The sequence below is a fragment of the Pontibacter ummariensis genome, from assembly GCF_900188175.1.
In the GTDB taxonomy this organism is placed as follows: domain Bacteria; phylum Bacteroidota; class Bacteroidia; order Cytophagales; family Hymenobacteraceae; genus Pontibacter; species Pontibacter ummariensis.
This window is the reverse complement of the sequence record NZ_FZOQ01000005.1, coordinates 216,772-238,514: the sequence shown is the minus strand read 5'-3', so window position 1 is coordinate 238,514 and position 21,743 is coordinate 216,772. Positions and strand designations below refer to the sequence as shown.

The following is a 21,743-nucleotide window of genomic DNA, read 5'->3' as shown; positions in this document are numbered from 1 at the left end:
TACTATACCTTTACTGCCTACATATGCTATTATACTTGTTTAAGACAAACATGAAATACAAAAATTATATTAGGCCGTAGTAAATAATGTCATCCGCCTTTTATTTTCCTCTCCGTAGCCTTTGCATATTAATAAAAGCAAGCAGGCCTGCAGTTATGTTTCTCCACATTTTTTAGAGCTACAGAACACTTCAAAGCTTACAAAAATGAAAGACAACTACTTTCTATTTCCCTTCCTCTATCTTTCCACCTTTCTCATTTCAATCAAAGCATCTAATGCTCAAACATTTAGTTCAAATATCTTAAGTAAAGAGGGAGTTTATTCTAACACTACCATTCTGCAGGACTATGACGGTGATGGTGATTTAGACATTATTGCCACAGAAAAGGATCCAGATCAACTGATCTGGATCGAAAATGAACCCAACCGACAGTTTTCCAAACGCATAATAATAAGTTCTGGCGTCACATGGCCATCAGATTTAGATGCTGCAGACTTAGATAAAGATGGGGACACGGATTACCTAGTCAGTAGTGGTTCACGCTCAACCGGATATACAGGGGAACTAGCTTGGTTTCAGAGGCAATCAGACGAATCATATACAAAACATATAATCACATCAGCCAAGGACTTTGACAGGGCGGTAATCGCTGACTTAAATAAAGATGGCAATGTAGACATTATTGCTATAGGCTTTGATCAAGATCTTGTACAGGCTTTTATGAATGATGGGAGCCTGAGCTTTACTCCAAAAACGATTTATGACATGGGCAGAAAAGGGCAGATAGATCAAGTGGCGGTCGAGGATATAGATGCCGATGGCGATATGGATATAGCATTTGGAAACGGCATAGATGAAGGAAAGCTTTACATCAACGATGGCAATGCCGGCTTTACACTTGGAGCAGAGCTGTTTGCATGGAACGATTTAAGTGCTTCTGCAGGTCATGGTGACATGGAAATAGTAGACCTTAATAATGATGGCACAAAAGACATAATAACATTTACCGGTGCAGGCACTGGAGGCCTGTACTTTCTTGATGGTTCAAACGCTTATAATCAAACAGTAATTGACAGGGAAGTAGTGGACACTGGTGGAGACCTCGTAATCGCTGACTTCGACCACAACGGACTCGTGGATATTGTAAGACAACATTGGACTAAGGGATTTATATCTATTCTGTATCAAACAGCTCCCTTGCAGTTCTCTAAAGAGTACCTCGAATTAAATTGGGATTCTGAACAGGACGAAAGCCAAATGAGTGTGGGGGATTTAGATAACGACGGAGACTTAGATTTGGTAGTACCGGATGGAAGGACAATTGATAGAGACATTTCTTGGTTTGAGAACATAAATGGTAAACTGTACAGGCACTACCTCTATTCTAAACTGATTGGAGCCCGAACCCCTAAGCTTGCAGATTTCGACAAAGACGGCGACTTAGATATATTTCTTACAGTAACAGAGAACGCTGGCCCTTCACCAGAAGATGAAGTAGTTGTATTTGAAAACATTAATGGTGCGAATTTTATCAACTGGAGATTACATGACAACATAGATTATCCAGCCGATTTAGAGATTGCAGATATAGATGGTGACGGTGATATGGACGCGTTTGTGACGGCACGTGATGCCGGCAACCTACTGTGGCTTAGAAACGATGGAACAAAAGGTAGTTGGATAGCTAACACAATAGAAGAAAACGCCGATGCCCCGATGGGAATTGCTGCTGCCGACATAGACAAGGATGGCGACGTTGATGTTGCGCTTTGCTCATCAGACGATGCAAAGGTATATTGGTACTCTAATAATGGCAGCGGTACGTTTACTAGAAGTACTGTAGACGCCAACCTCTCAAGTCCTACTGAAATAGAGATAAGCGACTTAAACAACGATGGGATTAGCGACTTTGTAGTTATAAGTACACAAGCAGCAAACGCAGTCACCACTTACATCAATAATGGAAACAACGGATTTACTCGACAGGTGATTTATACAGTAAAGCCAGCCCGTGATCTTGAAACAGGAGATTGGGATATGGATGGAGATCAGGATATCACTATTAGTGTCTTTACTGAAGTACTTAGTACTACGGACCCTGCTGATATCGTGCTGCTAGAAAACAACGGCACTGGAAGCTTCACATCAACAGTTCTAATATCTGAAGGAGAAAAAATAAACGCCATAGACCTAAGCGATATGGACATGGATGGAGATCCAGACATTATTATGAGCAACGAAAAAGTAGGGGTTTCTAATTTGAAGCTGCTGACTGTTGGCATTAACACCAATGGAGAAATAGGACAACTTGTTCCAACATCTGTACTTGAGAGTGGGACTGTTTATGGAATTGAAGCAGGAAATGTAGATGGCGATGAGAATCTCGAAATTGTATATGCTGATTTTAACAGAGATGATCTGGTACTTATTAATGTAGAGCTTCTGTTAGGCTTACCTAAAGCAGAAAGACGCTTTCAGACTCAAGTTCACCTATACCCAAATCCATCTACGCATAGTGTTACCATTAAATCGGCGTCCACACAGGTAAAGCTTAGACACTATACTATATTTGATGTTACTGGAAAGATTGTTAGTCGTGGCCGGTTAACAGAAAAAGGAAATATTAACCTTCATAACTTCTCAGCACAAACCTATTTCATTTTAATTGAAACTAACAAAGGAGCAGTTACAAAAAAGTTACTAAAGCAATAGAGGTTACTAACTGCAAATAAGTGTCTAACCAGCCTACAACAGCTCTCTATCAGATGCTGTATGCTACCTCTAACTGAGAGTCCGTGCAGCACCTTCAGTTGTACGGACTTTCATTTTATAGTCCTCCTGTTATCAAACGCCTAAGGCTTTACACCTATGGTACCGGATCATAGCCGCTTCCGCCCCAGGGATGACAGCGGCCAATGCGCTTCAGCGCCAGCCAGCTTCCCTTAAAAGGGCCATACTTGTTAACGGCCTCCACGGCATATTGCGAGCAGGTAGGGGTATAGCGGCAGGCAGCAGGCGTTAACGGGGAAATCATGTGCTGGTATACCCAGACCAGCGCCAGCACGATTTTCTTCAGTATCCAGGTCATGGTTCGGTTTTTGTAGCAGCTCGAGCACCCTAACAGATGTTAGGAGCCGCAATATTTTCGTTAAATTTGCAAACGTTTCATTTACCTTAACAAAGTTACATGCTTAAAAGAATCCTTTCACTCTTACTTTTAGTCTCGCTGAGCGTGCCTTTCGCCGCCAAAGCAGACGAAGGGATGTGGCTGCCCATGCTGATCAAGCGTCTGAATCATACAGACATGCAGAAGCAGGGTCTGCAGTTAACAGCCGAAGAAATTTACTCCGTTAATAACTCCAGTTTAAAAGATGCTATCGTGCAATTCGGTGGCTTCTGTACAGGGGAATTTATCTCGCCAGAGGGTTTGCTCTTAACAAACCACCACTGTGGTTATGGCCAGATCCAGTCGCACTCTACTCCGGAGCACGACTACCTGACAGATGGTTTCTGGGCAACGTCTAAAGACCAGGAACTGCCAAATGAGGGCCTGTTCGTAGACATCCTGCACCACATGGATGATGTAACGGCTAAAGTGCTGGAGGGCATCGACAACAACACGCCGGAAGAGAAGCGTCAGCAGCTGGTAGCCCAGCGCATGCAGGCACTGGCAAAAGAGGCGAGCGAGAACGGCAAGTACGTCACCTACGTGCGCGACTTCTTCAACGGCAACGAGTACTACCTGTTCGTGTACAACCGCTACAACGACGTGCGCCTGGTAGGTGCCCCACCTTCATCCATCGGTAAGTTCGGTGGCGACACCGACAACTGGATGTGGCCACGCCACACAGGCGACTTTTCTATGTTCCGTGTGTACATGGCGCCGGATGGCTCCCCTGCCGCTTACTCAGAGAACAACGTGCCTTACAAACCGAAGCACTACCTGCCGATCAACATTGCCGATAAGCAGCCAGGCGACTTCTCTATGGTATTTGGTTTCCCGGGCCGCACGAAGCGTTTCATGACCTCACACGGCCTGAAACTGGAGGTAAACCAGCTGAACAAGTCACGCATCAAGCTGCGCGAGCAAAAGCTGGGCATCTGGAAAGAAGACATGGACAAAGACCCGGCGAACCGCATCAAGTACGCCTCTAAGTACGCTTCTACGGCGAACTACTACAAGTACTCTATCGGTCAGAACGAGGGCATCAAGCGTATGCGCACCATCGAGGGCAAAATCGCTGATGAGGACAAGTTCCAGGCCTGGGCTAACGCCGGCGACGCGCAGCGCAAGGCCACCTATGGCAATGTGCTGAGCGATATTGCCGATGCTTACAAGAACATCGAGCAGTATAACTTGGGCACTGTTTACCTGAACGAGGCCGTATTGGGCACTGAGTCACTCTTGATGGCCTACCGCATGATGCCGCTTTACCAGACGTTGAACACGAATAACCCTGCCGCTGTACAGAAAGCAATAGAGGACCTGCAACCGCGCCTGGAGTCCTTCTTCAAGGATTATAACCCTGCCTCTGACCAGAAAGTGTTTGCAGCGCTGATGAAGAACTACTACGAGGACATTCCGAAGGACCAGCAGCCAGCCTACTTCAAAGACCTGGTGAAGAAGTACAAAGGAAACTTCGAAAAGCTGGCGGATTATGTGTACAACAACTCTTTCATCGTGTCGGAGCAGAAAACAAAGGAATTCCTGAACAACCCGACGCAGAAGAAACTGGAGAACGACCCGGCCTTCCAGATCGTGAACTCGATCATCGGGAACTACAGAAGCAACATCGCGCCGAAGCTGGCCGAGAGCAATGCTAAGCTGGAGCGGGCAAACCGCCTCTATGTTGCAGGTCTGCGCCTGATGAACCCGGACAAGGTGTACTACCCGGACGCCAACTCTACGCTGCGCCTGAGCTATGGTGCCGTGAAGGACTACAGCCCACAGGACGGCGTGCTGTACAACTACTACACGACCCTGGATGGCGTGATGGCCAAAGAAGACCCGAACAACGAAGAATTCGTAGTACCGGCCAAGCTGAAGCAGCTGTACCAGGCCAAAGACTATGGCCGCTATGCCAACTCTAAAGGCGAGCTGGTAACCGACTTCATCACGGATAACGACATTACCGGCGGTAACTCCGGTTCTCCGGTGATCAACGGCAAAGGCGAACTGATCGGGCTGGCCTTCGACGGCAACTGGGAAGCCATGACAGGCGACCTGGTGTACGACCCGGCCTACAAGCGCACCATCAACATGGATACCCGTTACCTGCTGTTCCTGATCGATAAGTTTGCAGGAGCACAGAACCTGATAGACGAGATGACGATCGTAGACCACAACAGCCCGGGTGCCGGCGATGCCGCTGTAGCCAATGCTGATCCAAAGACCCCTCAGGCTGAGCTGCTGGATGCAGCCGTGACAGAGGCACAGCAGAAGCTCCAGGATGGCAACAAAGAGTTTAAGATCAAGAAAGAAAAAGGCGATGTGAAGGTAAAACTTCAGGTGAAAGATTAAGCATCTGCCGTAAATAAGTAGAAAGGCGCTGGGGATATCCTCAGCGCCTTTTTTGTTTTAACAGGTGATGTACTTTGACAGCACAAGCGGATGCTTGCGCTGTGGCAAGAATGTGTTAACAGGAATACCAAACCCTTTGAAGTTAGTGTCCTTGCCCCCCTCCCTGTTCCGTCGCTTAAATAGAGGCCACAGAGCCTCCGTCTACCCGCAGGTTGGTACCTGTAATGAAAGAGGCCTGCTCCGAGGCCAGAAATACTACGGCTGCCCCTACTTCCGCAATCGTGCCCGGCCGCTCCAGCACAATGTCTGGGCGATTCTTCTTTAAGAAGTTTTGTACTGCCTTTTCTTTGCTGGTGCCACTTTTCTCCGCCTGCTCCTGCATCATGTTCTCTACCAGTGGCGTGGTTATGAAGGCCGGCGACACCGTGTTTACCAGAATATTGTACTTGCCCAGGGCTTTCGAGACTCCCTTGCTCAGGTTGATAATGGCCGCCTTCGTCAGATCGTAGGGAATCATGTCGGGGTAAGGTTGAAGGCCGTTTTCGGAGGAGATGTTAATGATACGCCCCCACTTGCTGCTTTTCATGGCAGGCAGCACTGCCTGGATCAGTCGCACCATCGACACCACATTCAGGTCGTACAGGCTCAGGTAAGCATCCGGATCAATGTCTTCGAAGTCGCCCATGGCGCCTACAGTGCCAGCGTTGTTCACCAGGATGTCCACCTCCCCGGCTTCCTGCTTTATACGCTGCACCAGCCTATCCACATCCTCCTGCTTTGCTACGTCAGCGGGTACAGCTATGACTTTGCTCCCTGTGCTTTCCGCGATCTCCTTCGCCGTTGCTTGCAGTTCCTCTTTGTTTCGGGCGCAAATCACCACAGTGGCCCCTGCTGCTGCTAGTGCCTCTGCCGCTCCACGACCTATTCCTTTACTGCCCCCGGTAACCAGGGCAACTTTGTCTTTCAGATCAATCTTCATGTGATGTTTCTTTAGGTTAAGAACTACTCTTGTAGAAAGTGATTTTGGCGTAAAAGGTTTTATAACAGATGCCGCTGAACAAGTACTTGTGTGCATGCCACTAAAAAACCTCCAGAGCTGTGGCTTTGGAGGTTTTCTAAGGATGCTTTCGCTGATTTTTTTCAGAACTGCAAAGTCAGGCAACGCAGCTTACTGCTTGGTTCTCATGTTTTGTATTTAGTCCATAAGGAGGTCCGCTGTTTCTATTGCACTAAAGTTACCAGCTTCGTCCCTGGCCAGGAAATAAACATCATAGTCACCCGCGGCAAGTGCCTGGGTTACAGTCCTAACACCTCCACCTGCACTAATCTGTACAGAACGAGAGGCAACACCCTGTGTGTCCATAAACTCTTCCGCATTGGTTGGCGCAGCGGCACCGTCGTTCAGAACCAGATACATCGCTGTACCGGCTTCGCTAGACCCGATGGCGATAGAGGCCCCGCTTCCGGCGTCTGTTGCAGTACCTGTCACGACGGGGCCTGTGTTATCAAGCACCAACTCCGTAGCATTGTTAACTCCGGCCAGCTCATTGCCTGCAAGGTCCACCACGTTTTCCAGGCCAACTTCTATCGGTCCGTCACCCTCTCCCACTTCGTACTCATAGGTATACACCAGCGGGTCATCGGTTGCCATCAGTGTATCCCTTTCACCGTCAACTGTGATAAACAGTACACTGTCGGCCGGATCGGCTGACATAACCTCCTCGCTAAAAGTGGTTGTGACCATCACCATGGACCCTTCGCTCGCTACTTCTGTACTGTAAGCCAGGTCAGCTACCGGGGCAATATTATCTACACGGTATAGTTGTACATAAGCAGTTTCTACCGTGTCAGCGCCAAAGGTACCTGTCGAGACAACGTCTGTGAAACGAACCTCCGATGTTCCGTTACCTGCACCGGCTGTATAGACAGCATAATAAAGTTGGTCGTTTACCTGCACCAGGTCTCCGATGGCTCCGGATACAAACGGTGTCCCGCCTTCGTTAAAAGCTGTCGAGTCTTCGGTGTTAAAGCCGAAGCTCCCTATTTCCGCAACAGGGGCATCGAACTCGAAGAACACAGTGTCAGACATACCACTCGCCAGCACACCGGTGTCGTTCAAGCTTCCGGTAACAGCCGGTGCCACATTTTCTACTTCTACAGTGGTCGTGCCGGTTTCCTGTCCATTAGTAACGCTTAAGGTAACGTCGCCCACCGAAGTAAACCTAACATCCACAGTGGCTCCCGTGTTGCTGCCCACAATCTCAGCAGGTCCGTCTACTACCGTCCAGGTATAGGATTCAGGGTTTAAGAAGTTGCCAATCGTGAACTGTTCTGTCGACTCAGGCGCTACCGTGTCAGGACCGAGTATACTTACTCTGTACGGGCCGGTAAACGGATCGTCATCATCTTCACAGGCAGTAAAAAAAAAGACAGCAAACAGGGAAAGTAGTAACAGCGATATATTATTTTTCATTTCATAGCAGTTTTAGTGTCCCAATAAATACTTGTACCATAAGGGTGTGGACTTGCAGCTTAATCTACGTCCCAAAAGATACGAGTGCTTGGCAGGTCGCCACCAATAGCAGCAGCGGCAGCGTTATAGTTTTCGGTATTCAGGTTTTGCTCCACAGTCGGATAAGGGAAACGGACGGGGATGGCATCCAGATAGGCATCCGCTGGTATCGGCAAAACAGGATAGTCCAACCTTCTCCACTCTACCCAAGCGTCATAGCCCCGGTTATACAGCGCGATCCACTTCTGCAGGGCGATTTGCTGTATAGGATTTGCCGCTGCAGGGTCCCAAGTTACAGCAGGCTGCTGGAGGTACTCTGCTATCTCTTCTGGTGGCACATTCCAGTACTCCATGTTGGCTACGATAGCGTTCTCATAATGCTCTTCTGCCGTGCCAGGCACATCAAAACCTCTAACCGCAGCCTCAGCCAGGTAAAACTCCACTTCTGAATAGCTTAAAAGAACCGCCTCGAAGTCAGGCGCCAATATCCGGGCAGAAGGCTTCGAAAAAGAGGCAAAGCTGTTACTGGTGCCGTATGTACCCCCAATAATTTCGTTGTTAACAAGGGAGAAGTATTGCTCCAGCCGCGGGTCATCCAGCTCGAGCATCACATCCACTAATGTGTTGGCTACCACAAAGTCCTGGCGTCCGCTTTGCACCAGGTCGATCCAGATTGGGTTGGTATTTGGCGGGGCAGCCAGGTAGTTGAAAGTAGCATTATCAAGGTTGGATGTGAACACGTTTGGCAGCGCCTCTTGTACCAGTTCCTCCGCCCGGTCAGGGGCAACCTCTGCAATGGTCATGGCAAGCTTCAGCTTCAGGGAGTTTGCAAACGTCAGCCAACTCTCCACACTGCCAACACCGCCATAGATCAGGTCGGCACTGCCGAAGCCAGGGGCATCCGGGTTCAGTAGCGCAATGGCGGCATCCAGCCTCTCCAGTAAGTCGTTGTAAATAAACTCTGCATCGTCGTAAGCCGGATACACGTTATCAGGGTCTAGTGCCTCGGTGTAGGGCACGTCCCCGAAAATGTTCACTAACACAGTCCACGCGTATATTTCGTGTATCTCTAAAATAGCCAGGCGGTTTTGTGCGATGGCATCCGGGGCGTTGGTTTCCGCTAGGATAAGCCTCTGGGCCTCTCTCAGGTCGGCTAGTACATCCCTGTATAAAATCGTCCAGATATTTGTTGGTATGTCGCGTGTCACCAAGTCATACCTGCTCTCATCTGTGTACGTGGTCTGTGCCCACTGCTGTGTCAGTAAGCGGAAAATGTTAACGTTCACGTTAGCACTGGTCAGCACGTCGGTTAGCTCTCGCTGTGCACTCGACAGAAGGGTCCCAACCGGTACCTCCGTTGCCGCCTTCGGGTTCACGTTTATTTCTTCAAAGTCATCTGTACAGGCGTTACCGAAGAGCAGTGCAACTGCTATTATAACTATCTTTTTCATCTTCATGTCTTTTACAGTCTTGCTTTCAAATTGATACCGACAATTCTTGTGGTGGGGTAAGCTCCTCCCTGATAACCGCCTACAAAGTTGCTAGCGCCCAGGCCTTCCTCTGGGTCTGCGTAAGGCAGCTCTTTATCGATAATCCATAGGTTCCTTCCAAAGGCAGACACTTGGATCTCTTGGATAGGGCCGAGCTTTTCGATAAGGGTAGCTGGCAAACTGTAAGTAAGGGTTACTTCTCTTAGCTTCACATAACCTGCATCATACACAAAGCCAGCAGCCGGGTTCCGGGCGTATCCGAAAGTACCGTAGTTCGATGCTGGTGCCCGCACGGTGTTGACCGTACCGTCCTGCTGCACCCCTGGGAAGATAACACCGCCTCCTTCCGCCAGCGTGTTGCGCACGGGGTTGCCCAAATCATTGATAAAGGTTGTCGCCTCACTCACCCCTGTGGCCAGGCCATAGTACTGGTCAAGCGAGAAAATATCTCCACCATTCTTTACATCGATCAGGAAGCTAAAAGACAGGCCTTTATAGCGCAATATGTTCGTAACGCCCCCTACCCAGTCCGGATTGATATTACCGATCACCTGGTTTGAGGTAGGTGTTCTTAAATAGAAGCCATCCGGACCTACTACTCTTTGGCCGTTCAGGTAAACGAAGTCTGTTCCCCGGATTGTGCCGTAAGGCTCTCCTAAGGTAGCGTTAATGGACACGCCCCCCTGAAATGAAGCAAGCTGTATGTTCTCGGTTTCGTTACCCAGCGCATCAGTGTACAGTTCTTTTACCTCGTTTCTGTTTCTTGTCCAGTTCGCGTTGATGGTCCAGGAGAAGTTGTCTGTTTTTACCGGAGTACCATAGACTGAGACTTCCCAGCCGCGGTTCTCGATGTTTCCGGAGTTAACGTACTGAAAGCTGTAGCCAGTTGTTGGCGATACCGTTACAGGCAGAATCTGGTTAATAGAGTTTGTCTTATAGTAGGTTACATCAAAGCCGGCGCGGGCATCGAAGAAAGACATCTCGAGCCCTGCCTCGTAGCTTTCTGTTCTCTCCGGCTCCAGTTCCGGGTTGTTTCTGGTATTAGGTAGCGAGTACAGTGGTGCTGTACCAAACAGTGGGTTAGGGTTATTATAAGGGTCAAACGGGTTTGCATAAACGATGTTGATGGCACCAGCCGGGGCCATGTTACCCACCTCTGCGTAGTTCAGCCTGAGTTTACCGTTCGTCAGCCAGTACCGGGGCTCCATCAGCTCTGTAAACACAAAGCTGCCGGATATAGACCCATAGGGGTAGGCATTGTTTTCGATGGCGAGCGAAGAAGCCTGGTCGATACGGTAGGCGACATCCAGAAAAGCAAGGTCCCGATACCCTAAGGTAGCGCTGGCGAAGTAGCCGTTTACCTGCAGCTCTGACTCATTTTCGGTAGGCGCTGTAATGGGGTTTAGCGAGTTAGCCAATGAGTACAGGCCCGGCACTACCAACCCACCGTTAGTGGAGGCGCTTATAGAACTGATCAGTGTTCTTCTGATGTTTGTTCCCAATACACCGTTCAGGCTAAAGGATTCTGACAGATCCCTCTCGAAATTCGCCATCAGGTCATAGTTATACTCCCGGAAGCTGTTGTTGTTCCGAAGGTATACCGCAGGATTAAGGGAGCCAACAGCAGTTCTCTCTTCCTGCAGCTCGTCGTAAGAGTCCAGGGAAATACGCCCCATCAGGCTTAACCAGTCCGCTAACTCATAGTCTACCCTGATGTTTCCAAAAATGCGTTGCCGGCTATCGTTCTGGTAGTTCTCGAAGCGGGTCCAGTAGGGGTTGTCCCAGTAGATTGGCACCAGCCCCTCCGCAGGGTTAAGCGGGTTTGCCCAGTTCCAGGTAATGTTACGGCCCGTCCTGTTATAAGCATCCTCCAACTCCTCGATGTCCACGTTTACCTGCCACCATTGCCTGAAGTTGGTTAGGAGGTTGTTTACGTCATACCCTGTACCATAACGCCCCAAGCCCTCTACCACCGTGTAGTTAACCGAGGCACTTGCTTTAAAGCGGTCGGTCAGGTTATAGCCTGCGGCAAAGTTGAAATAGTCTTTTTGGATCTCGCTGTTGGGCAGGATACCCTCATCGTAAGTGTAGGTATAGCGCAGATTAAAATAGTTGCCTTCGTTATTGGCGTCCAGCGCGATACTCTGTGTCGTACCGAAGGAGTTTTGAAAGAACTCGTTCGGGTCGTTTTCAGCAGCTACCCAAGGCCTAGGCTGCCCGAAAAAGGGAGATGACTCATCGAAGGCATTCCACTGATAAACTAACAGGTTCGGATTGAATTGAGCACCGTAGGAGGCATCCTCTGTTGTGGGTACCACGCGGTCCGGTTGGCCATCGCCATCTACGTCTGCATACAGAAAATATCCATCCGGTGATGGATAATAGGTACCATAACCTGCTCCATACTGGTCCTGAAAGTCCACAAAGGTATCAGGATCTATAGAACCAAAGTTTACACTGGAGTTGATCGTAACACCAATGCCCTCTCTGCCCCGGCCCTTTTTGGTTGTGATCATCACCACCCCGTTCGCTGCCCGTGAACCGTAAAGCGCAGTAGCCGCAGCACCCTTGAGCACCGTGATAGAGGCAATGTCTTCCGGGTTGATATCAGCGGCAGCGTTACCGTAGTCGTATCCGCCACGACCAGTAGACTGGTCCAGGGTATTCGAGACCGCGTTACTTATTGGCACGCCATCCACCACGAAAAGGGCCTGGTTGTTTTGCGTAAGCGACTTAGCGCCGCGAATAACGATATTCGTTGATCCACCCAGGCTGTTGTTTCGCTGAATGTTTACGCCGGCTACTTTACCTGAGAGTGCGTTCACGAGGTTGTTATCCCGCGTCGTGGTCACCTGCTCGCCATCTACCTGCTCCGCCGCATACGGTAGTTCGTTCCGGGTCTTTTCGATACCGAGGGCAGTTACCACCACCTCCTGCAACTGTTCTGTGTCTGTTCCCAGCGCAACATCTATTGTCGCGGCATTGCCCACGTTTCTTGTCACGGTCGTATAGCCCAGGAAACGAAACACCAACGTATTTTGATTAGGAGGAACCACAATACTGTATCTTCCCTCTGCCCCGGTGGTAACCCCTACGGTAGTACCCTGCACTAGCACTGCAACGCCAGGCAAAGGTTGGCCAGTTGACGCGTCAGTAACCACACCCGTTACAGTCCTGGCCTCTTGCGAATAACCTGATAACGGCAAGAGCAGAGCCAGCATCAGGCTAAGTAGTAGAACCTTTTTCATAAGCGCTTATTTAGCTGTTTAACTTAAATATTAGTATTACAGCATAGTTTACGCGCTTAGTAAACAGTTAATACAATAGCAATAATACAATTTAACCTTCTTTCACTGCAGACACACCTTTTTTCGATGCAAAAGCACAAAACTCCTTAGTTAATGTTTTTAATCTGCTGACTATTATATACTTACATCCATTTACAGGTAAACAACGTAGGCCTATTTATACTTACACAGCTATAAACAAATATTGTTATCCAGCGAAACACGCCTGCCAGCACTGGCCTGCTGGCACTTTACAGTACTATTTCCAGTAACCTATGAAGCTCCTGTTCACGCCACTGTTCGTCTTCACCAGCATTGTATCACATCAAGCACAGGCACAGCAGCTGTACAGTACAGGGGCACGCGCTGCTGCCTTGGGAGGCGCTGCCGTTGCCTTACCCGATCTGTGGGCACTGCAGAATAACGTTGCGGGCATTGCCGGCCTGGAGCAGCCGCAAGCGGGGGCTTATGTCGAGAACCGTTTCGGTATACAGGCTTTTACGACTGTTGCCCTGCAGGCAGTACTCCCCACCGAGGGGTATGGCAGCTACGGGCTTAGCGTCAGCCGGTTTGGTGACGAGCTTTACAGCCAGCAACACATAGGATTGGGTGTAGCGCACAGGCTGGGGCAGTTCAGCCTTGGGGTAAAGGCAGATGTGTGGCAAGTAGCGGTCAAGAGCTATGGAAGCGAAAAGGGAGTGGCGCTCTCTGTTGGCGGGCAGGGCGAAATTGTCCCTAACTTGTACGTTGGGGCCTATGCCTTTAACCTGAACCAGGCAAAGCTGTCGGCTTTCGAAGATGAACGGCTACCGACTGTTATGAAAGCAGGTCTAGCTTACCGTCCGGCCCCGAAACTACTGCTAATAGCAGAAACAGAAAAGGACATTGACTACGATGCTAGCTTTAAAGCCGGGATCGAGTACCAGGTGTTAAAAGACAAACTGGCCCTGCGTACTGGCTTTAACACCCTCATCAACAAACTTACCTTCGGGGCGGGTTTTCAGGCAAGACAGCTGAACGTTGCTTACGCATTTGGGTCTACCACCTTGCTGGGCTTTAGCCACCACTTATCGGTTGCCTACCAGTTCGACCAATAGTATGCTTTTGCACCGCTTAGCCCTGCAGGAGCAAAGGTATCAGAAACCTGCCAGCAGGAGAATGTTACGCCTGGTAACCTAAGCGGTATCAAGAAAGCTAGGAACAACGGACTTGGCTGAGAGGATACAAAACATTTATATGTAACTATTCTTAGCTGGCATATAGTAAACTTAGTAGTGAACATATACTAACTGCACCATTGTCCAGGAAATGCTGGCAAATGGCGCGCTTGCCTATGGTACGCTGTCTCCTCTTGTGTTGGTTTACGCTTCTGCTCCTGCCCCCATTGCTGGCGCAGGACTATCCCCGCCAGGCGATAGACCTGGACCTGTTAGTACAGGAGCTGTTTGCCGAGCAGGACGACGAGAGCATTTCCTACGAGGACTTCTACGAGACCCTTTTCCAGTATTACCAGCGCCCCATCGACCTGAACCGCACCACGCCGGAAGAGCTTGCGGCTCTCTACCTCCTCTCCCGTCCGCAGATCGCTGCCTTTTTTGAGTACCTGGAAGAGAACGGCGACTTGCTGAGCATTTATGAGCTGCAGGCTATTCCCGGTTTCGACCTGCCCACTATTTACCAGCTACTGCCCTTTGTACGCGTACGAGACACCGGGCTACAGGCAGATCAGCGCCCGCTGTGGCAACGCGTGGTGGGGGAAGACAACAACGCACTTATACTCCGGTATGAGCGCACCCTGCAGGAGCGGAGAGGCTATATGCCAATAGATACCACCAGCCGTTCCAGAAGCCGCTACCTGGGATCCCCCGAAAAGCTTTACCTCCGCTACCGCATCAGCCATCCGCGGGATTACAGCTTTGGCTTTGCCGCCGAAAAGGACCCGGGTGAGCAACTGATATGGGACAGGACTACCCGCCGCTACGGCTTTGACTACTACACGGCGCACCTGCAGCTTTACAACCGGGGTAGGTTTAAGACGATTGCCCTCGGCGATTACCAACTACAGATTGGCCAGGGCCTCTTGCTCTCTTCTGGCTACACAGTTGGCAAAGGGAGCGAGACGATTGCCACTGTTAGCAGGCCTAACCTGGGTATCAGGCCTTACACCTCTGTGCTGGAGTACGCCTTCTTAAGAGGCGGGGCTGTAACGTATAACGTAGGGCAGGTAGATATTACTGGCTTTTACTCTAACAAGCGGGTAGATGCCAACCTGCAGGATCGACTGGATTCCCTGCCCTTTTATACCAACTTCTTTACGAGTATCCAGACCTCGGGCTTCCACCGCACTCCCACAGAACTGGCTAACAAAGGGCAAGCACGTGAACAGGTCTTTGGCGGAAACGCCAGTTTTCAGTCAAGGGACAAAAGCTTGAACCTGGGGCTCACGGCCTTGGGAACCCATTACAGTGCTCCTATGCAAAAAGCAGGGGTGCCTTACCAGCGCTTCGAGTTTAACGGGACGCGTAATTACAATATCGGCGCCAACTACAGCTATACCTGGCAGAATGTCTATCTTTTCGGAGAAACGGCATTGAGTAAAAGTGGTGGCGTGGGTACTATTAACGGGTTTGTCGCCAATCTTTCGAATAGGGTGGAACTGGCAATGCTGCATCGTTACTACGCCCGTCATTTTCACAGCTTCTATGGCAGCGCTTTTGGGGAGGGCACCCGCAACATAAATGAACAGGGCTTTTACACGGGCATCAAGATCAGGCCTTTGCCGCAATGGGAGATAACCGCTTACTATGATCGCTTCCGGTTCCCGTGGCTGCGCTATCAGGTGGATGCCCCTTCTTACGGGGATGAGTATTTAGTGCGCCTGCTCTTCCGCCCGAACAAGCTAAGTAGCCTGTACGCCCAAATGCGCAGCGAGAGCAAAGGACGCAATGTGCCGGGCAACACCACAAGCATAGATTATGTGGCGCAGGCACTGCGCCGGAACTACCTGCTGCACTTTGAGACAGTCGCCAGTAAAATACTAAGCCTGAAATCGAGGGTGCAGTTTAGCACTTATACGCATGAGTCGCCACAGGAGACCGGCTACCTGATTGCACAGGACCTTAACTTTACTTTTAATAAGGTACGGCTGAGTACCCGCTACGCTATTTTCGACACGGACAGCTATGCCACCCGGCAGTACATATATGAGCGTGACGTGCTGTACGCCTTCTCCATCCCTGCTTTCTTCGGCAAAGGCACCAGGACCTATGCCCTCCTGCAATTCCGCCCCATACGAAGCATGGACGTGTGGCTCAAGTATGGCCTGACCTTTTACCGAAATCAGGACTCCATTGGTACCGGCATGGAAACGATCGAAGGCTCGAAGCGGTCGGATGTGAAAGTACAGCTCAGGTACAAGTTTTGAGTCCTTGCAGAGGCTTACAGCTAGCCTTTACCTGGGCCCACAGCACATGGCCGTCGTGGCTGAACTCCAGATGACAGCACTCCATGAACAAAGCCTTTAGCTTTTCGCGCCCCCGCTGCACCCGTGACTTGGCACCCGAGTAAGATATCCCCAAACGTTCAGCGATCTCCTTCTGGCTTACTCCCTCCAACTCGCTCAACCGCAGAGCCTCGGCGTATTCTGCCGGCAACAGGCCGATCAGCGGCTCTATCAGCGCTTCAATCTCATGCCGGCTGTTCTCTGGCAACTCCTCCTCTGCCAGTTCCAGGTCTTCCAGGCGCTCACGGCGGCTGTTTTCCCTGAAAAAGTCGTAGACCGCATTACGGGTGATCTGGTAAAGCCAGGCCTTCGTGTTGTTTACCTCCTGCAGTTGCTCGCAGTGCTTGTACACCTTCAGGTAAAGCTGCTGCAGTATGTCATCTGCCTCTGTCTTATCCAATACCCGCTTCTGCACAAAACCCTTCAGTTGGGCTTCATAGGCTAAAAAAACAGGGGCAACAGCTGCACAGGCGTCGGCAGCTGCCAGGTTAGATTGTTCCGGAGTGTTACAACAATTTGCCATATCAGATGTCTACTCTATCACTTGCGCTAATTAGTGCCAAACCACTCCCTTTCCTCTCCCTACTTTTCCTTTGCTCATAGCCTGTTGGGGCAAGACATATCCGGCAGGGTACAGAAAGGTAGTATAAGCGAAGAAACAGAAATTCTTGTAAATAAAGGCATCCGCCTGAGAAAAACTGCACAGGCGGATACCCTTTCGTTTTATTTTGTACTAATGGATTACAGCGCGGTTGCTTCTGTACGTGTATGCTTTCCCTCACCATATACGGTCGCCTCCCCAAATGTATAGAAGGCCTCCCAGTCTACCCCCTGTGGGTCTGTGATCCAGGACTTCTCTGATTTAGCGTAGCAGCAGGTGCACTTGCCTTCCTCCACAATAGTGCCTTTCGCCTGTTGCAACCTCTCATACACTTCTGCCAATTCCTCCTCGCTCTCTGCCTGTATGCCCAGGTGTTCGATGCCGGCGTTCTCGGGGTGTAGGGAGATGGCAAAATTTATGCGCGGGTCCTCCAGCATCCACTTCGCATAATCCTCCTTCAGCACAGTAGGTGCAGTGGCAAACAAAGCGGTATAAAAGGCAACAGACTCCTGTAAATTCTTAACGCGTACGTTTACGTGAAATCTTTTCATGGCTTATCGTTTAAGATGTTTTTCTGATTTACACCCTGAAGACGGAGCCACTCTGGAAAAGACGCAGGGTATTTTTACTTTTTTTGCGCCTGTCTAAAAGCACTTTAGCAAGTGCTGCTTCTTAAAGCGGAAAGCAGGAATTAGCCTGTAAAAGCAAAGCCGCCACGAGCCTCAGAAGAACTGAGCATTATGGCGGCTTTACCTTTAGGGTCAGGTTAACCCTAGGAAGGGTTCTTCACAAATACGACTTGTTGCTTGTCTGACTTTACTATGTTGTTCAGGAACTCTACAAACTCCGGATAAGCAGCCGCTTTGTAGCGTCCCTTGCCCATTTGCATGCGACGTATGTAAGTTACTTGCCGCCCCTCCACTTTCACGGTGGCCGTGAATTCACCGAAGGTTGACTTATACCTGGCATCCTGCGGGAGGTACTCTACTGTATAACCAGCGGGTAGCTCGAAAGTGACAGTGTCCACATCCAGAAAAGCCATGGTGCGCACCACATCTGTTAGCCTTTTCTCCTTCTGGTCTGGCACAAAGGTCCATTGGCTCATCAGGTTTGGTGTCACAAACATGCGCTTCCCACTGATGGTGGCGCACTGCCGCAGGCGCAGCTCCAGGCTTTCCGTTACGACGGGTAGCTGGGTCTGGCGCTGCTCAAAAGCGTGTTTGCTGATTTCGAAGGACGGGACCTTTACCTGCTGGTAGAGCCATTTGCGCTGCTCCTCGGGCTTCATGTTATGAATGACCTGGTTGCGGGCTTCCTGCTGCATGCCGGTGTAACGTGTGGTAACGCTGGCTAACCCACTCCCTTTTTCGTCCAGCTTTACGTGTATGCTGCGGAGCTGAGCGTTGTCGGCGGCAGCATAAGCGTTTGTTTTTACCAGCTTGCCTCCTTCCGGTGTTATTAACAGGGCATGGCGGTTTCCTGTAAAGCTACCCAAATAACCTGCTGCCTCTATCTGACTGGTGCACTCAAGCCACAGAGTGTCTTTTTCAGTCGGCACACAAAGGATCACGTGGTTAAATTGGCTGCTGGGGAAATCTGTCTTAATGTCTGGTTCATTCTCCCCTGCCCGGATCAACGCGTGGTAAGACTCAATGCCTACCGCCTTTAGCATGGCCTGGGTATAGTTGGTCAAGGCTTTACAGTCACCGTAGCCTTTGCTGTCCACAAAGCTGGCCTCAAAGGGCTGCCACCCCCCGATCCCCAGTTGGATGGACACGTAACGCGTTTTCCCCTGCAGGTAATCGTAAATCCTCAGGATCTTTTCCTCTTCTGTCTGAGCATCCGCGGTAAGCGCTCGCAATTTCTGCTTCGTGGCTTCCGGCAACTGGTCGCGCCCCTGGTTCAGCTGGTTTATCCAAAGGCCATAGCTTTTCCAGCTTTCCATGTTTCCCTTGTACCCTTCCACCTCAAAGTCTGTCGGGGCGGTACGCACCACGGGCACCAACTCCTCGAATCCGGGTCCGTAAGGCTCCCTTTCTATCGGCTGCAGGTTGCTTACCTCCCAACGATAGATATCGTGGGTCGCGGAGGCCGTTTTTTTACCGGGCTTAGGCATGTTAGCCTCCTGGTAGCGCAGCCTCATCCCTTGCGGCATGTGCACTTCAAAGCTTGCCTGCTCTACGGCCAACTCCTCACCATCCTGCGGGTGCCACACAGGATAAAACAGCATGTTGTTGGAGCTAAGCTGGTATTCGAACTCCACGGTATAGGGATACATGGTATATGTCAGGTCAGCTATCTTCACCCGGTTGTCCTCAAAAAGAGAGAAACTGTTCATGGCGCTGATATCTTCTATTTCCTTTTTTTTCAGCGACCTGATCTTTTTCCCAGACCGGTCATAGATGGTCCCCTCCAGATAGTCTACCTTGCTAAGCTTGTCGTATGGCACATACAGTTTGGCGCGTTGCTTGCCATTCTCATTTAAAATGGTCATCCTCACCTTGTATGTTGTCACGCCACTACCCGGCGAGTTTACCGTAAAAACAGTTTGTTCAGAGTGAATCACGGCATTGGCGCCCTCTATTAGCCCCTCCGGCACAGAAAGCCCGCCTGCTCCAGCCTGTGGTGTTGCCAGCAGCAAAAAAGCCAGTAGCCACAGGAGTATGTTACGTCTGCACATGGTTTAATACTTTAAAAAGTGTATTCGAAAACGAGAAGGTAATGAAGGCCTTCAGAAGCAACCCATTGCTGTTTTGCCCTGCTTCTGAAGGTCTTTTTGCAGCTGCCTACTTCTGGAGAACCTGGCTGGTTGCGGTCCGCTTCAGCACAAGTTGCTCCGCGTGCTTGGCAATAATCTGGTTGTAGAACTCTTTCAGGTATGGGTATTCCGGCGCATAGAAAACCGGTTTGTTGATGCTCACTTTGCTCATTACCTGGATAACATTCCCGTTCTGTTGCACCATGTACATAAAGCGACCGCCGTTTTCCGGCAGGTTCACGGCTATGCTTTTAGGCGCCTCTTCCAGTTCGTAGCCCTCAGGTATGGTCAGGCGGCAAAGGTAGGTTTCATCAATCGGGGCCCCAAAATCGACAGGGTATATCCGCTCGGTAAGTTTAAAAGGGTTTTCGCTCTCTCCCTGCCCAAACATAGGGTTCAGGTAAATAATGCTGTTTTCCTGCCCACTGCCGCTGGCACTTATGTCATACACAATATCGAGGGTAGCAGAGACATCTTTCAGGTTCTTTATCTGCGGCTTGCTCATCTTGTAGTCGCCTACCTCTTTTGTCAGGCGCTCCACGTACTTGCTCTCCCCCTCCTCAAGTATTGTTTGTCGCAGCGCCAAGGCATTGTAACCACCAACAGATTCCCGGGCCTCTCCTTTTATCTCGCCCTGGCTGTTAATGGTCAGGACCGCATTAAACAATTTGGAGTAAGGCTTGTCCGGCGTAAGGGCTACCCAGCGCTGGTCCTCTTTCTTTATCAGGCGGCCATGACCGTTCAGGCAGCGTAAGGGCAATAAACCGGCCGGTAGCAAGGGCTCCGTCGCATCCAGGAGGTACTCCTTATCGCCCAGCTTGACATGTGCTATCACATAGTTAAACTTGGTTACCATCGGGGACGAAGAAGTGTTCACACGCCCATGGTTCCGGGTACTGAGTAACATAGGCGCGGCATCCAGGCCTGCCTCCAGCAACATGGAGGTCAGCAGAAGGTTTATCTCGGCTACGTTGCCTTTCCGCAGGTCATACGCTTTGCGGATAGGATTATTTACCGTGTACCCGTACTTTTCATCCCACACCATCCTGTCCTTTACCAGGTCGTATATCACCAGCATCTGCTGGTGCGGGTCCTGGTGTTTTGCCTTGACAGCAGCAATTTCGTCTTTAAAGAAATTGTTGCGGTTCAGCTGCGTTCCGAACTTGTCCGACATCAATAAGTCGCCGGTTACGTCTTTCCAGTCCCCAGTCATCGTGCGCGGGATTTCTCCAGGAAAAGAGACGCGCTGCAACTCGAACTCAATTTTGGACTGATAGTCCCGAAGTGTGGTAATATACTTCTCCTCCTTGAGGGCAGGCACATCCTTCATCGCCCACACATACGCGTTGTTGACCATTTGGCTCGGTGCCCCATTGTTTTGCTTGTCGTTTTTGTACAGAGAATGATAGCCCTGCATCAAAAACTTGTAGTCGAAGTACTGCGGTATCTGCGCCCGGTACTCGCTCCAAACAGTAGGAATGGTCGTCTGGAACTCCCACTCCCGCATGGTGTACACAAAGTCCGACATGATGGCGTAAGACACATCAATCACAGAGCCTTCTTTCACGTTCGGCATCGTAAACTTCTTCAGGTGCCAGTTCTCGCTGCGTTGTTCTTCGTACACGCTCTTAGAGTCCAGCTTGTCTTTCTCTATTTTGCCGCCCTCCAGGTTAAAGGTGTAGCCCCGGATAGTCGTTACTTTTTCCTTATCCGCTCCGTCCACGTAAAAGGGTATCTCCATGTTGGCCCAGTCGTAACCGGACTTCTTTAAGATCTTAATGCGAACATGCCGTTCAAAAATAACCTTCAGCCCACCTGTAAAGTCGAACCGGGTGTACCCATAGTCTGAGAGCACGACAGCTGCCGCACTGGTGTCTTTGTCGTACCTACGCATCTGCAGCTCCGCCTCATCTACCTTTCCAAACTTAGCGGCCTGCGCCTGGGCATCCGAAACGGCACAGACATACAGGAAGAGCAAAAGCAGAAAGCATGTAAGTTTCTTTGTTTCCATAGATAACAAGTAAATTTATTTAGATAAAAAGTGATATGCAGGGGAAGGTGCAGCTCTTCG

13 protein-coding genes are annotated in these 21,743 nt (G+C 50.1%); 4 read left to right on the top strand and 9 right to left on the bottom strand.

Features of this window, described 5'->3' with window-relative positions; genetic code table 11:
• Positions 1–205: 205 nt before the first annotated feature.
• Positions 206–2,713, top strand: a complete 2,508-nt coding sequence (locus tag CHB92_RS07835) for a T9SS type A sorting domain-containing protein (RefSeq protein ID WP_089318634.1) — start codon at positions 206–208, stop codon at positions 2,711–2,713.
• A gap of 154 nt (positions 2,714–2,867) precedes the next feature.
• Here CHB92_RS07835 and yidD read toward each other — a convergent pair whose 3' ends face one another.
• On the bottom strand, positions 2,868–3,089 hold the full coding sequence (gene yidD, locus CHB92_RS07830; protein WP_089318633.1) for a membrane protein insertion efficiency factor YidD: 222 nt from the start codon (positions 3,087–3,089) through the stop codon (positions 2,868–2,870).
• A gap of 99 nt (positions 3,090–3,188) precedes the next feature.
• On the opposite strand from yidD, the gene CHB92_RS07825 reads away from it, so the two are divergent.
• On the top strand, positions 3,189–5,522 hold the full coding sequence (locus CHB92_RS07825) for a S46 family peptidase (protein ID WP_245842372.1): 2,334 nt from the start codon (positions 3,189–3,191) through the stop codon (positions 5,520–5,522).
• A 175-nt stretch (positions 5,523–5,697) separates the two neighbouring features.
• Here CHB92_RS07825 and CHB92_RS07820 read toward each other — a convergent pair whose 3' ends face one another.
• The 4 genes from CHB92_RS07820 to CHB92_RS07805 form a co-directional block, all read right to left on the bottom strand.
• Positions 5,698–6,501, bottom strand: coding sequence for an SDR family NAD(P)-dependent oxidoreductase (locus tag CHB92_RS07820; RefSeq protein WP_179222986.1), 804 nt, complete (start codon positions 6,499–6,501; stop codon positions 5,698–5,700).
• 216 nt (positions 6,502–6,717) lie between these two features.
• The gene (locus CHB92_RS07815) at positions 6,718–7,995 is read right to left on the bottom strand and encodes a hypothetical protein (protein WP_089318631.1); all 1,278 of its coding nucleotides are present in this window, start codon (positions 7,993–7,995) and stop codon (positions 6,718–6,720) included.
• Between the two features lie 59 nt (positions 7,996–8,054).
• Complete coding sequence (locus CHB92_RS07810; protein ID WP_089318673.1) at positions 8,055–9,485, bottom strand: SusD/RagB family nutrient-binding outer membrane lipoprotein; 1,431 nt, start codon at positions 9,483–9,485, stop codon at positions 8,055–8,057.
• A gap of 11 nt (positions 9,486–9,496) precedes the next feature.
• Positions 9,497–12,772: a SusC/RagA family TonB-linked outer membrane protein gene (locus tag CHB92_RS07805; RefSeq protein WP_089318630.1), complete on the bottom strand. Its 3,276-nt coding sequence runs from the start codon at positions 12,770–12,772 to the stop codon at positions 9,497–9,499.
• 314 nt (positions 12,773–13,086) lie between these two features.
• Between CHB92_RS07805 and CHB92_RS07800 the strand changes: the two genes are divergently transcribed.
• Both CHB92_RS07800 and CHB92_RS07795 read left to right on the top strand, forming a co-directional pair.
• Positions 13,087–13,908 (top strand): PorV/PorQ family protein, encoded by an 822-nt coding sequence (locus CHB92_RS07800; protein WP_089318629.1) that lies wholly within the window; start codon positions 13,087–13,089, stop codon positions 13,906–13,908.
• Between the two features lie 236 nt (positions 13,909–14,144).
• Positions 14,145–16,235, top strand: coding sequence for a ComEA family DNA-binding protein (locus tag CHB92_RS07795; protein WP_089318628.1), 2,091 nt, complete (start codon positions 14,145–14,147; stop codon positions 16,233–16,235).
• On the opposite strand, the gene sigZ is transcribed toward CHB92_RS07795, so the two are convergent.
• The 4 genes from sigZ to CHB92_RS07775 form a co-directional block, all read right to left on the bottom strand.
• A complete protein-coding gene (sigZ, locus tag CHB92_RS07790; protein WP_089318627.1) occupies positions 16,219–16,836 on the bottom strand; it encodes an RNA polymerase sigma factor SigZ in 618 nt (205 codons plus the stop codon). The genes CHB92_RS07795 and sigZ overlap by 17 nt on opposite strands.
• Positions 16,837–17,054: 218 nt before the next feature.
• The gene (locus CHB92_RS07785; protein WP_089318626.1) at positions 17,055–17,465 is read right to left on the bottom strand and encodes an ArsI/CadI family heavy metal resistance metalloenzyme; all 411 of its coding nucleotides are present in this window, start codon (positions 17,463–17,465) and stop codon (positions 17,055–17,057) included.
• 221 nt (positions 17,466–17,686) lie between these two features.
• Positions 17,687–19,594, bottom strand: a complete 1,908-nt coding sequence (locus CHB92_RS07780) for a DUF3857 domain-containing protein (RefSeq protein ID WP_089318625.1) — start codon at positions 19,592–19,594, stop codon at positions 17,687–17,689.
• Positions 19,595–19,700: 106 nt separating this feature from the next.
• Positions 19,701–21,683 carry a DUF3857 domain-containing protein gene (locus tag CHB92_RS07775; RefSeq protein WP_089318624.1) on the bottom strand — a complete coding sequence of 661 codons (1,983 nt, stop codon included), beginning with the start codon at positions 21,681–21,683 and terminating at the stop codon, positions 19,701–19,703.
• Positions 21,684–21,743 lie beyond the last annotated feature (60 nt).